Raw genomic sequence first — 12,521 nt, forward strand, 5'->3', positions numbered from 1 at the left:
GAGGCGGATCCGCAGGGGGCGGGATGACCAGCGACGGCATGACCAGTGACGCCATGGCCGACGGCGAGGCGAGGTCGCCGCAGGCGGCCTACCGGCAGGCGATCGCGCGGGGCGGTATCGTTGACGACGCCGCCCAGCGCGAGGCGGTGGCGCAACTCGAGGCCTGCTTCCACGCTGTGCACGAGAGGCCGGAGGGCGTGCCCGGGGTCTATCTCTGGGGGCCGGTCGGGCGCGGCAAGACCTGGCTGATGGATCTCTTCCAGCGCCACCTCGGCGTGCCCTCGCGGCGCCAGCACTTCCATCACTTCATGCGCTGGGTGCATCACCGCCTGTTCCAGCTCTCCGGCACCGCCGACCCGCTGACGGCGCTGGCCCGGGAGCTGGCCGGCGAGGTCCGGGTGCTGTGCCTCGACGAGCTGTTCGTCAGCGACATCGCCGACGCGATGATCCTCGGCGGCCTGTTCGGCGCGATGTTCGACCACGGGCTCACCCTGGTCTGCACCTCGAACCAGGCGCCGCACCAGCTCTACGCCGAGGGCTTCAACCGCGAGCGCTTCCTCCCGGCCATCGCCGCCATCGAACGGCACAGCCGGGTGGTCGCCCTCGACGGCGGACAGGACCATCGCCTGCATCCCGGCCGGGCCCATCCCCGCTACTGGGTCTCACGCCCGGGGCAGCCGAGCGTCCTGCCCGCGGTCTTCGAGCGGCTGCGCGGGGGGCAGCCCGTGTGCCATGACTCCATCGAGCTGGGACACCGCGAGATCGCCGTGGTCAGCCGCAGCGAGCGGGTGCTCTGGTGTCGCTATGGCGACCTGTGCGAGGCGCCGCTGGCGGCCCTGGACTTCATCGCCCTCGGCGACCGCTTCGATCACGTGCTGCTCGGCGAGGTGCCCCGGCTAAACCGTCACGCGCCGGCGGACACCATCGCCCGGGGCACCGAGGACGGCGCGGCGCGGGTCGCGGCCGGTGATCGCGACTTCCCCGAACTCTCCCGCCACGACGACGGCGTGCGGCGCTTCATCGCCCTGGTCGACGAGTGCTACGACCGGCGCATCCCGCTCTACCTGGAGGCAGAGGTGGCGATGGAGGCGCTCTATCCCCACGGCTATCTCGCCTTCCCCTTCCGGCGCGTGCTCAGTCGCCTGCGCGAGATGCAGCTCGAGCGCTTCGGGCGCGACCTGTCGTGAGGCTTGCGATGAGGTCATCCGGCGCCGCGGATGCGCTATGCTGCCGGCGTGTACCCAAGGGAGAGACGACGTGACGGGGCTGGTCTACTGGCTGGACATGGCGGGGGTGATCGTCTTCGCCCTCTCGGGAGTGGTGCTGGCCTGCCGCACGCGGATGGACCCCTTCGGCATGCTGGTGCTGGCGGCGGTGACCGCGATCGGTGGCGGTACCCTGCGCGACCTGGTGCTGGGGGTGCGGCCGGTGTTCTGGGTCACCGACCCGACCTACCTCTGGGTGATCCTCGCCACCGTGGGCCTTTCGGTGCTCGGCTTCCACTATATCCACCGCCTCTCACGGGGCTTCCTGCCGGTGGCCGATGCCTTCGGCCTGGCGCTATTCACGGTGATCGGTGCCCACAAGGCCCTGACGCTCGAGGCGCCCGGCGTGGTGGCGGTGCTCATGGGCCTGCTCAGCGGCGTGGCCGGCGGCATGACCCGCGACGTGCTGGCGCGCCGGGTGCCCATGGTGCTGCGCCGCGAGATCTATGCCACCGCCTCCATCGCCGGCGGCGTGGCCTTCGTCGGGCTGGAGGCCCTCTCCGCGCCGCTCGGCATCTCCATTGCCACCGGACTCGGTGTCACCTTGGGGCTGCGGCTCTCGGCCATCTACTGGCAACTCTCCCTGCCGGTGTTCGCCTGGGTGACGGTGCAGCCGTCCCAGGCGCCCGAGGTCCAGGCGCCGGGCGGCCAGGACGACGAGGCTCCGCCGCCGACCGCACCACCGCCGCAGCGGCGCGCCAAGGCGCGAGTGAGGATGATCACGCCCGGCCGGGCCCGGCGGGGAGGCAAGTCGCGATGAACCTGTGGTCGCCCGGCATGTCATCGAAAGCGCCGTCTGCAGCGCAGCCGAGCGCCCGACCTGAGAGTCGCCCCGGGCCGCAGGCAGGCTCCTTGCGCGTAAGGCTCACCAGCTGGCTGCTGGTGGTGGTGCTGGCGCTGGGCGGCTGCGCGCTGCCGGCGCGCGACACGGCACTCGACGACGAGGCGGTGGCGCGGTCGATCCAGGCGCGCTACGAGCAGGCCCTGCCTGACCTGCCGCCGGGCAAGCAGCGCCACTATGCCCAGCGGCTCTATCGCATGACCGGCGAGGCGCGCTATTTGCCCCTCAACCGCGCCTACGGGCGGCGCCTGGTGAGTGCCCTACGTGCGGAGATCGATGGCCTGGCCGACCCCGACCATGCGGCCCGTCGTGCCCGCGAGGCGGTAGCCGCCTACCCGGTCGGCAGCGAGAAGCAGCGTCGCCGCCGGCGCATGCTCGCCGAGTGGGGAGAGATCGCCTATGCGAAGGGGCTCGCCTTCAAGCTGACCCAGGCGAAGTATCATGGGCTTCTCGACGACGTCGCGCTTCCCGGTCATCAGCGGGCGCTGGACTACCTGGCGAGCGTCGATTTCCGCGCCTTCCTGCTCGATCCCCAGGTGATGGCGGTCTATGCCGCCCAGGTCGCCAACCTGGTGTATTACCTCGAGGATCTGGGCATCGCCGATCTGCGCGAGGAGGTTGTCTCGGCCTTCCGCCACCAGTATCCACCGGCGCGAGATGCGAGGCTCTCGACGGCCGAATACCGCAACAAGATCTACGGCATGACGCACTTCGTGATCGCCGCCAGCGACTACTACCAGCAGCCCGTGGACGCCGAGGAGTTCGGCTGGGTGCTGGACGAGTTCGCCGCCGGGCTGGATCGCATCCTCCTCGACACCAAGGAGGACATCTATGCGGAGGTGGGAATCAGCTTCCTGCTGGCCGGGGAGGAGGAGCATCCGGCCGTGAGACGCCTGCGTGACGCCCTTCTGGACGCCTATGATCCGCAGGTGCGGATGGTACCGTCAGAGCAGGGCGGCACCGACCTGGCCAGCGGTGAGCACCGCAACGTGCTGGCCATCATGCTGCTGGACTGGCCGGACCGCCTCTACCCGGGGCCGGTGCTTGCGGTGCGTCAGGAGCAGTAAACGCTGGCTTCCGTCATCGACAGATCTTTCAGCTGAGGAGACAGCTCATGGCGGATATGCAGGTACAGCGGCATCAATGCTGCGTGCATGCCCTTTTCTGCTTGCTGGCTATCGATGTAATAAGCACTTCGCCGGCCATGAAAGTCTATTGTTTCTCCCACCTTGGTGAAGTGGAAGCCTGACATGGCAAGCAGTCGAGGAAGCCTAGGCTCCATCATGGCAAATACCTGAATTTTACCTGTCATTCTGCCCAAGGCGTAACCTGCCAGGAAAAGCCCACTAACCAGTAGAGGGAATATCTGTTTCTCTTGGGGCGTAAATACCGCAGGGTTGCCTGATACGCCCGGCACATCATTGTCTTGGATCTTGGAGCGGAAGATCCGGTTGACGGCCAGTCGTGAAATTTCGTAGTAACTCTCAGGTGGAAGATGATCCGGGTGAAGCGTCGGGTGTGTCAGGCTTTGATAGCCATAGGACTGAAGCGGAAGCTGATTCAGTGGGGGTGGGCTGGAGGGGTTGGGTATCACGAGCCTAACACAACCTGCGATCAGTCCGGTTCTGCGGTGTTCTATGAAGCAGTGGATGGAGTTTTGGTCATGAATGTCCCACTCGAGCTTCTTCGATGGGTCTCTGGGCTCTTCATACCCAAGTTCTTCGCAGTAGATGTCATACCTTAGGCGGTAGATCCTTTCCTTTTCCTGCGCGCTTATTGCCAGCTTGAAAATGAATTCATTCATGAATTGTTCAAGCAGTGACGAGAACTCTTTGCTGTCCTTGGAAGATGCTAGGAAAGGCTTCATTCGATATTCCTTTCGATGGCAAAGCGAGAGGGCCTTTGCATTAAGTGATCGGAACTAGGCATGTCCGGCTTCACCGAATGCTTCAGCCAGTAGAATGGGTTTGCCGAGGTGGAAGCCCTGACCATAAGTGATGCCATAGGACTTCAGTATCGGCAGCAGGGCTTCCTGATCGACGAATTCGGCGATCGCCTGCTTGCCGAACCCGGCGGCGATATCGGCAATGGCCTGGACGATCACTCGGCTCTCCGGGCTGATCAACAGGCTGCGAATGAAGGAGCCGTCGATCTTGATGTAATCCACCGGCAACTGCCCCAGATAGTGGAAGCTGCTGAACCCTACACCGAAGTCGTCCAGGGCGGTTCGGCATCCGAGGTCGCGCAGTGCCTGCAGTACGCCACGTGCCGTGGAGAAGTCGGTCACGGCGGCGGTCTCGGTGACCTCGAGGATGAGGTGGTGGGGATCGGCTCCGCTGGCGGCCAGTTCGTCGGCCAGATACTGCTTCAGGCACTCGTCATGCAGGGACTGGCCGGAGAGGTTGACCGCCAGGCAGATGCCACGCTCCTGGATCTGGCTGAGGAGACGCAGGCTGTGGCGCAGCACCCAGCGATCGATCTGCACGATCTGGCCGCTGCGCTCCGCTACCGGGATGAAGGCGGCGGGAGAGACCAGGCTGCCATCGGCATCGCGCATGCGCAGCAGCACCTCGTAGTGCTTCACGTCGCGATCTTCCAGCCGCATGATCGGCTGCACCATCAGCTCGAAGTCGTCCTCCGCCAGGGCGCTGCGCACGCGCTCTACCCAGTAGACGCGTTCCTGCAGCTCGTCCTTGGCGTTCTCGGATCGCGAGAGCAGGTGCCACTGCTGGATGCCGCTCTCCTTGGCCTTGTACATGGCCACGTCGGCGCTGGCCATCATGTCGGCCGGGGTCTTGCCGTGAGAGGGGAAAAGGGCAATGCCTACGCTGGCGGTGACCCGGTGGCGTCGTCCTGCGGCAGTGAACCCCAGCGTGTCGAGCAGCTGGTCGATGTGCTGGGCAACCTGTATCGCCTGGTCCGCCTCGGCATGCTCCAGCAGCAGCGAGAACTCGTCGCCGCCCAGACGGGCGATGACCCCGCGATGCCCCAGGTTCAGCAAGAGGGTCTCGGCTACCTCGCGCAGCAGGCGGTCGCCGACATGGTGACCGCTCAGCTCGTTGACCTCCTTGAACTGATCGAGATCCAGCAGGAGCACCGCACCTCGCGACTCGCGCGATAGCGCCTGCTGCAGGGCGTCCTGGAAGTAGCGTCGGTTATAGAGTTCGGTCAGGGGGTCGCGTTCGGCCAGCCAGGTCAGGCGTGCCTCCGCGGCCTTGCGCTCGGTGATATCGAGCCCCACCGAGATCCGTGACTTGCCGTCGTCGCCGCCCGAGGGCAGTGGGGCGTGGTACCAGGCGATGGTGTGCAGGCGCTGGTCCGGGGTATGCAGCGTCCGCTCTTCCTGCTGAGGGATGTCGAAGGTGCTCACCGGCGAGGGGCGTCCGGCCTCGAATACGTCGACGAAGTGGCGCCCCAGCAGGGAGGGATCGTCCAGGTCCAGCATCGAGCGGGTATAGTCGTTGACGAGGCTGATCCGACCCCGGCTGTCCTGGGCGATGATGAAGACGCGGGCGGTATCCAGCAGGCTGTTGACGAAGTCACGCTCCTTGGCCAGCTCGTCGACACGTTCTGCCAGTTGGTCTCCGCGCTCCTGAACCTCCTCTTCCAGCATCTCGAGCTGCCGTGAGAGTGCCAGGGTGGTGCCCTCCAGCACGTCGATCTCGTCGGGCAGGCGATGGCGGGTCGCGGGAATAGCTGCCCTGACATCCTCGAATCCCCCGCTGGCGAGCGTCGGCAGCAGACCGGCGATCCGGCGCAGGCGTGCCATGGGGCGCAGCAGGATCAGCAGCAACATCAGCTCGGCGGCCAGCCAGCCGGTCAGGCCGACACCCATCAGGGTACGGGTGTCCTCGTTGATGGCCCGTATCTGGGACGAGATATCAGAGATCAGCAGGAAATAGCCGTTGCCTCGACCACCGGCATCCTCATCCATGCGAACCGCGCTGAGTTCGAGATGCTGTCCACGGTCCTGCAGCTGCACCGGCCGCTGCAGCAAGGCCCCGATCGGGCTGAGATGTGAAGCCCTTTGCAGGAGGGGGAGGCTTTCTTCCTGTCGCGTCAGCGCCAGCAGGTAGCCGTCCCAGGGCGCCAGCTTGCGCTCCTCGAGCATGCCCTGGTTTTCCAATGGTCCCGTGACCAGGAGGGCCACCTCGGCGTTGGAGACCTCTCGGGCCTGGCGGGTCACATCGGCCAGCGAGCGGGAGAGCACGACCAGGCCGACGCTTTCGCCATCTACCAGCACCGGGACGGCGGCCACCTGCTGACAGTTCGTCGTGCAGCGCAGCCGCGTGATGGGCATCTCGGTGCTCATGACTCGCTGCGCCCAGGCCTGGATTGGCAGGCTGCCATTTGACAGGCCGGCGCCCCAGTGTCCCAGGAGCCGTCCCTGGGTATCCGCGATTCGTATCTCGTCGACGCCGGCCTCGAGCTGCAGCGTCGGCCACTGGGAGGCCAGCGCCTTCTCGACCCGCTCCGCATCTCCAGCCTCGAGCGGAGGGCCCAGGCGCGGGGAGGCCGCGGCCAGGCTCGCCAGCTGGCGAAGGTTCTCTGCCGAGCGCTGAAGGGCGAGGCGGATCTCGCGCTGCTGGCGTTCGTGATGCTCGTGGCGGCTCTCCTGGAACTGACGGGTCAGGTTCTCATGACCCAGCCAGGTGAACAGCACCACGAGACCGACCAGCAGCAGGCTGCTCAGGGCGATGACGCGCCACGTCAGGCTGAGTCGATGACGGGTTTGGAGAGACGGAGGAACGGTCATCTCTTTGGATACCAGGTCAGTGACATGGAGCCGTCAGAAACGCAGCGAGAGCTGGAACAGGAGCATGTTCCAGCGACGACTGGTTTCCGATGGGTCCGGATTATCCTGGACGGGTAGCCAGCCAGTGCCATCCACATGGTGATATTCGCCTGACAATAACAACCTGGGATGTGGCGTCCACTGGAGTCCTAGAGTGACATCATCCGCGAACTGTGAATGAGCTGGTCCAAGCCCACTGGCTTCGTACTCCTTACCGGAAACGTCATCACGATTGTTGGTCAGGCTGTCGTATCGAATCAGCCACTGCCAATCGTCCAGGAACCGCCTGGTGTACTGCACGTACCAGCTTTCACCCGTGGTATCGAAGTTCAAGCGCGGGTCATTGAAGTTCTCGAGCCCCGACTGTCGCAAGGCATATTCCGCCGTCAGGCTCCAGAGTTCCTGGTTGTACTGCAGTGAGAAGATCCACGGCTTAAAGAAGAAGTCACCATCGCTCAGATTGGGGGCTTTTGAATCGAAGACGGCCTTGGCATTGGCAGTGCTCAAGGCAGCAACAATTCTCCCGCCATCGTGCTCGTATCGGATCTGCCCAATGGCGGATTGCTCTGGATCCAGTGAACCCGGAATTTGGTCCAAGCGGAGTGTCTGCCTCAAGTCATCTTCTGCTTGAGGTGCCCCCAAACCCAGCTGTGCCCTGATAACCCCCTTGGGTAGACGCTCCTCAAGGTAGAAGGTGAGTCCATCACCCGTCAGTGCCAGGGAGCGCGTCCGATCGAAGTAGATGGACTGAGGCAGCAGTATGCTGGGGCGTGTAAAGGCGACATCACGTGTTTGGTTGTAGAACCCAAAGGGGTTCTTGATTCTTCCCAGCTGAATGCCAAAAGTCCGCTGCTGATTCGACAGCATCTGGTAATCGATCAGGCCGTAGTCCAGTTTTGGACTGGCATCGCTGCCGTCTCCCCCGGCGCGTCGGCTCAGCACCTGGGCGGCCAGCAGCACGTCCTCGTGGGGGCGCAGCGAGACGTTGGCACCGATCTCGGTGAACTTGAAGCTCCCTTCATCTTCGCTGCTGGGGCCGAAGAAGTTGTTGTCGTCGGTGATGACCAGCGCCTGGCTCAGGAAGCCATGCATCTGGAGGGTATCCAGCACGCGCTCCTCGCTCCTAGCCTCGGCCGACAGGCCCAAGGCCAGCCCGGCGATGATTGCGGTGACGGAGCGCGCTTCACTCCATTGAAATGACTTGGACGCGATCATCCAGGTACTCCCTTTCAAGATATCCCAGGGCACCAGGCGTGGTGGCGATGCGCTCGAGCATCTCCTGCTGGTCTTGCACCCGATTGGGGGCCTGCCCGGTTCCCGAGAACACCATGCGATCCCACGCCAGCTGCAGCTGGTGCGGATAGACGGCCAGCTGCTCCTTGGCAAAGCGCGCATGCACGGGATGGTTGTTGTCTAGCACGAAGACACGTACGGCCTGGCCATCGGGCCAGGTACGCTGGCGCATGGCGAAGATGGCGCGGGTGGTGTCGCGCGTCAGGTGCTGAGTGGTCACGTCCGGGTGAGCCACGACCGCGAGGGCCATCTCCTGGGCACTGGCCATGGTGCTGCCCAGCAGCATCAGGATGGTCAGCACGAGGGTGGTCAGTCGCGCCATGGTGAGCGCCTCCCTGGTCTGCGTCCATCAGCGGAGGTCGCTGCCGCGCCGAGGGAGTGGATCAGGACGTAAGCCGGCATCGGGGGGGGTGTTCCCGTTGTCTTGTTAACGACAGGCTCATGGGCCGTTCAGGAGTAGCCCACACGTGTTGTGTGTATGAGTCGATGACGCCCTCTCCCTGCAGATCATGAGGTCTGTATGTTTTTTATCCTAGCGCGTATTAGCGGCGGGCCCTGATAGACATTAGAAGAGCCACCCTGCCATGTAGGCACTGGTCATCCTTATACGCTACATCACTTTAACGAGATTTACAGGCCGGAGTATCAACGTCTAAGAAAAATTCCGGCGGCTCGCAGGCCGCCGGAAAGCAATGGCAGGGCATGGACGCGCGAGGCGCGATCACATCACGGTGAAGCTCTCGGCGTTGAGCCACAGGTGGGCCAGGACGCTGGCGATATAGCCCAGCGCGATCACCGGGCTCCAGCGCAGGTGCCCCATGAAGGTGTAGTTGCCGCGGGCCTGGCCCATCAGGGCGACGCCGGCCGCCGAGCCGATCGACAGCAGGCTGCCGCCGACGCCGGCCGTCAGAGTGATCAGCAGCCACTGGCCATGGGACATGTCGGGCTCCATGGTCAGCACGGCGAACATCACCGGGATGTTGTCGACCACTGCCGAGAGCACGCCCAGGGTGACGTTGGCCCCGGTGGCGTTCCAGCCGGTGTAGAGGGCATCGGAAAGCATCCCCAGATACCCCATGAAGCCCAGGCCGCCGACGCACATCACGACCCCGTAGAAGAACAGCAGGGTGTCCCACTCGGCGCGCGCCACGCGGTTGAAGACGTCGAAAGGCACCACGCTGCCCAGGCTCTCGAGCTTCTTCCAGTCGCCTCGCTGGCTGTAGCGCGTGCGCTTGCGCTCCAGGGAGCGGGGCAGGGTGCGACGCAGGAAGTAGCCGAAGAACTGCAGGTAGCCAAGGCCCGTCATCATGCCCAGCACCGGCGGCAGGTGCAGCAGGGTGTGGCAGGCCACGGCGGTGGCCACGGTGAGCAGGAACAGGGCGATGATGCGCCGCGCGCCGCGCTTGAGCCAGACGTCCTCTTCCAGGCTGTCGGGCTTGCGGTTCTTGATGAAGATGCTCATCACCACGGCCGGGATCAGGAAGTTGATCAGCGAGGGGATCAGCAGTTCGAAGAACTCGTAGAACTCGACGATGCCGGCCTGCCAGACCATCAGGGTGGTGATGTCGCCGAACGGGCTGAAGGCGCCCCCGGCGTTGGCGGCCACCACGATGTTGATGCAGGCCAGGTTGATGAAGCGCTTGTCGCCTTCGGCCACCTTGGTCACCACGGCGCACATCAGCAGGGCGGTGGTCAGGTTGTCGGCGATCGGCGAGATGACGAAGGCCAGCACGCCGGTGATCCAGAACAGCGAGCGGTAGCTGAAGCCCTTGCGGACCATCCAGGAGCGCAGGGCATCGAAGACGCGCCGCTCCTCGAGGGCGTTGATGTAGGTCATCGCCACCAGCAGGAAGAGCATCAGCTCGGTGAACTCGAGCAGGGTGACGCGAAAGGCGTGCTCCGACTCGGCGGGCATGCCCGCCTTCACGTAGACCCAGCCGATCAGCGCCCAGATGATGCCGGCGGCGACCAGCACCGGCTTCGACTTGCGCATGTGGATCTTCTCTTCGGCCATGACCAGGGCATAGGCGAGCACGAAGATGGCGACAGCGAGCAGGCCCACGAAGGAACTGGTCAGGTCGAGCTCACCGGTCACGGCGAGCACCGGTCCGCTGGCAAGCATTGTAAGAAGGGCAAGCATCAGCATGCCCGGCCAACGGGCGAGTTGCCGCGGCCTGTGGGGGGAACGACAGGTGGTCAGCATGGCTGCAATCATCCTGAGGCAGTAGGTGGCGGGAAGGGTGTAAAAGTGAATCGATCTTATCACAGCGTGCTGCAGCGCAGTGTGCCCCCTTCTTTATTACCTCGTGCATCTTTGGTATGAGTCAAGAACCCGCTGATATGGGCAAGTTTGCCTTTGCCGGGGTCCGCGCACGCCGTTTTTTTGTGGCATCATCTGCCCCTTCCGGCCGCTGCCGGAGACCACGGATTGCCAATGACTCGGGGCAGGCTCACGACACATGTTTCTTGACGATTTCCACACGCGCACGGACGGCTGGATCCGGATCTCCGCCGAGCAGGCCAGCCGTTTCGCCAAGCGCGTCGCCGGCGACTTCAATCCCATCCATAACGTCGATGCCCGGCGTTTCTGTGTGCCCGGCGACCTGCTGTTTGCGCTGGTGCTGTCGCGCTATGGGCTCTCCCAGAACATGAGCTTTCGCTTCCTGAGCATGGTGGGCGACGGCGTGCCGCTGTGCTTCCACGAGGATGACGACGGCCTGATCCGCGTCTGCGACGAGCAGGGGAAGGGCTACCTGGAGGTCACCCGCAGCGGTGAGACGACCCACGACGAGGCCGTGGTGGAGGCCTTCACCCGCTGCTACGTGGCCTTCTCGGGCAAGAACTTCCCTCACTATCTCAAGCCGCTGATGGAAGAGCAGGGGGTCATGTTCAACCCGCGTCGCCCGCTGGTGATCTATGACAGCATGGGCTTCTCGCTGGAGCGGCTGAACGGCCGCCTGCCGGGCCTCGAACTCCTCGACTCCTCGCTCTCCGTGGCCGGCAAGCGCGGCGATGCGCTGCTGGAGTTTCGCATCACCGCCGGCGGCGAAGCGGTCGGCAGCGGCTCCAAGAAGCTGGTGGTCAGCGGCCTGTGCGACTATGACGCCGCCGCCATGGACGAGGTCGTCGCCGAGTTCTATCGCCTCAAGGCCGCCGACGAACGCCAGCCCTGATTCGCCGGGCTCCCTGCGCCGTTCGCGTCGGGCTCGACCGAGCCATGTCCGATGAGCCGCGCCGGTCTCGGCGCGGATGCCTGTCCCGGGCCGTACGGCGCGCAGGATTTCGTCAGAGGAGGACGCTACGATGATGCGAGTGTTGCTGCTGGAAGCCGATGGCCGGGTGACGAGAGGCGGTGAAGAGCTGATCGCTCGCTGGCGCGAGGCGCCCGAGAGTCGCATCTGGATCGACCTGCAGGGCGAGCGCCGGGAGCGCACCCGCGAGCTGCTCGAGGACTTCGGCTGTCATCCGCTGGCCATCGACGATGCCGAGCGTGAGCGACACCCGCCCAAGGTGGAAGAGTTCGAGACGCACACCCTGATTCTCTATCGCGGCATCTCGTCCTTCGATGCCGAGCTCAACTTCCAGCCCCAGCAGGTCGCCTTCTTCCTCGGCGAGCGCTATCTGATCAGCCTGCATCCCGGCAAGGCGCTGAGCATCGACCGCCTGATGGCGCATGAGGGGGACACGCTGCTGCGCCGCTCGCCCGAGCATGTGGCGCTGAAGGTCATGTACGTCTCCGCCGGTTTCTACCTGGACAGCCTGCTGCAGTTCGAGAATGCCCTCAGCGACCTCGAGGATGCGCTCCTGGACGACGGCAGCGACGCCTTGATGCGCCGGGTCATCGCCTATCGCTCGCGGCTGGTCAAGATGCGCCGGGTGTTCAACTATCACGTGGGCATCACCCAGGAGCTGACCGCCTACGACTATTCGCACCTGCCCCGCGATAACGAGGACACCCTGCATGCCATCAACGACGTCCACGAGCGGTTCGAGCGCCTGCACAGCCTGACGCAGATGTACTACGACATCTGCGGCGATCTGGTCGATGGCTATATCTCGCTCTCCTCCCATCAGCTCAACATCACCATGCGGGTGCTCACGGTGATCACCGCCATCTTCGTGCCGCTGACCTTCCTTGCCGGCATCTACGGCATGAACTTCGCCCACATGCCGGAGCTCACCTATCGCTTCGGGTATTTCGTGGTGCTCGGCGTGATGCTGGTCATCGGCCTCGCCCTGCTGTGGATGTTTCGGCGCAAGAGGTGGCTGTGAGGCCTTACCGCCAGGCGGTTCGTTGAGGCGTCGCGCTTGGCCTGGCCCCCGCCAG

The 12,521-nt window shown here is 64.5% G+C and carries 10 protein-coding genes; 5 read left to right on the forward strand and 5 right to left on the reverse strand.

Features of this window, described 5'->3' with window-relative positions; genetic code table 11:
• The first annotated feature begins 23 nt into the window (after positions 1-23).
• The 3 genes from zapE to C9F13_RS06795 all read left to right on the forward strand — a co-directional run bounded on the left by zapE (position 24) and on the right by C9F13_RS06795 (position 3,173).
• Positions 24-1,187 (forward strand): cell division protein ZapE, encoded by a 1,164-nt coding sequence (gene zapE / locus C9F13_RS06785; RefSeq protein ID WP_245888720.1) that lies wholly within the window; start codon positions 24-26, stop codon positions 1,185-1,187.
• Positions 1,188-1,257: 70 nt separating this feature from the next.
• The gene (locus C9F13_RS06790; protein WP_108445487.1) at positions 1,258-2,025 is read left to right on the forward strand and encodes a trimeric intracellular cation channel family protein; all 768 of its coding nucleotides are present in this window, start codon (positions 1,258-1,260) and stop codon (positions 2,023-2,025) included.
• Between the two features lie 92 nt (positions 2,026-2,117).
• Positions 2,118-3,173, forward strand: coding sequence for a DUF3541 domain-containing protein (locus C9F13_RS06795; RefSeq protein WP_245888721.1), 1,056 nt, complete (start codon positions 2,118-2,120; stop codon positions 3,171-3,173).
• Here the strand turns inward: C9F13_RS06795 and C9F13_RS06800 are convergent.
• From C9F13_RS06800 to nhaD, 5 genes are all read right to left on the reverse strand, one after another.
• A complete protein-coding gene (locus tag C9F13_RS06800; RefSeq protein WP_108445489.1) occupies positions 3,161-3,973 on the reverse strand; it encodes a PEP-CTERM/exosortase system-associated acyltransferase in 813 nt (270 codons plus the stop codon). The two genes, C9F13_RS06795 and C9F13_RS06800, sit on opposite strands and share 13 nt — an antisense overlap.
• A 54-nt stretch (positions 3,974-4,027) precedes the next feature.
• Positions 4,028-6,862 (reverse strand): bifunctional diguanylate cyclase/phosphodiesterase, encoded by a 2,835-nt coding sequence (locus tag C9F13_RS06805; protein WP_108445491.1) that lies wholly within the window; start codon positions 6,860-6,862, stop codon positions 4,028-4,030.
• Positions 6,863-6,895: 33 nt separating this feature from the next.
• A complete protein-coding gene (locus C9F13_RS06810; protein WP_170121133.1) occupies positions 6,896-8,116 on the reverse strand; it encodes a hypothetical protein in 1,221 nt (406 codons plus the stop codon).
• Positions 8,085-8,516 (reverse strand): hypothetical protein, encoded by a 432-nt coding sequence (locus tag C9F13_RS06815; RefSeq protein ID WP_108445492.1) that lies wholly within the window; start codon positions 8,514-8,516, stop codon positions 8,085-8,087. The genes C9F13_RS06810 and C9F13_RS06815 overlap by 32 nt, the downstream gene beginning before the upstream one ends.
• 399 nt (positions 8,517-8,915) lie before the next feature.
• On the reverse strand, positions 8,916-10,397 hold the full coding sequence (gene nhaD / locus C9F13_RS06820) for a sodium:proton antiporter NhaD (protein ID WP_108445493.1): 1,482 nt from the start codon (positions 10,395-10,397) through the stop codon (positions 8,916-8,918).
• 256 nt (positions 10,398-10,653) lie between these two features.
• On the opposite strand from nhaD, the gene C9F13_RS06825 reads away from it, so the two are divergent.
• Positions 10,654-11,367, forward strand: coding sequence for a DUF3581 domain-containing protein (locus C9F13_RS06825; protein WP_108445494.1), 714 nt, complete (start codon positions 10,654-10,656; stop codon positions 11,365-11,367).
• 130 nt (positions 11,368-11,497) lie between these two features.
• Positions 11,498-12,466 (forward strand): magnesium transporter CorA family protein, encoded by a 969-nt coding sequence (locus C9F13_RS06830; protein WP_108445495.1) that lies wholly within the window; start codon positions 11,498-11,500, stop codon positions 12,464-12,466.
• Positions 12,467-12,521 lie beyond the last annotated feature (55 nt).

The organism is Halomonas denitrificans (genome assembly GCF_003056305.1).
Classification (GTDB): domain Bacteria; phylum Pseudomonadota; class Gammaproteobacteria; order Pseudomonadales; family Halomonadaceae; genus Halomonas; species Halomonas denitrificans.

Excerpts from the sequence above, each read along its gene's own strand:
- nhaD (WP_108445493.1), bottom strand. The coding sequence starts at position 10,397 with ATGCTGACCACCTGTCGTTCCCCCCACAGGCCGCGGCAACTCGCCCGT.
- C9F13_RS06810 (WP_170121133.1), bottom strand. The coding sequence starts at position 8,116 with ATGATCGCGTCCAAGTCATTTCAATGGAGTGAAGCGCGCTCCGTCACC.
- C9F13_RS06805 (WP_108445491.1), bottom strand. The coding sequence starts at position 6,862 with ATGACCGTTCCTCCGTCTCTCCAAACCCGTCATCGACTCAGCCTGACG.
- C9F13_RS06800 (WP_108445489.1), bottom strand. The coding sequence starts at position 3,973 with ATGAAGCCTTTCCTAGCATCTTCCAAGGACAGCAAAGAGTTCTCGTCA.
- C9F13_RS06830 (WP_108445495.1), top strand. The coding sequence starts at position 11,498 with ATGATGCGAGTGTTGCTGCTGGAAGCCGATGGCCGGGTGACGAGAGGC.
- C9F13_RS06825 (WP_108445494.1), top strand. The coding sequence starts at position 10,654 with ATGTTTCTTGACGATTTCCACACGCGCACGGACGGCTGGATCCGGATC.
- zapE (WP_245888720.1), top strand. The coding sequence starts at position 24 with ATGACCAGCGACGGCATGACCAGTGACGCCATGGCCGACGGCGAGGCG.
- C9F13_RS06815 (WP_108445492.1), bottom strand. The coding sequence starts at position 8,516 with ATGGCGCGACTGACCACCCTCGTGCTGACCATCCTGATGCTGCTGGGC.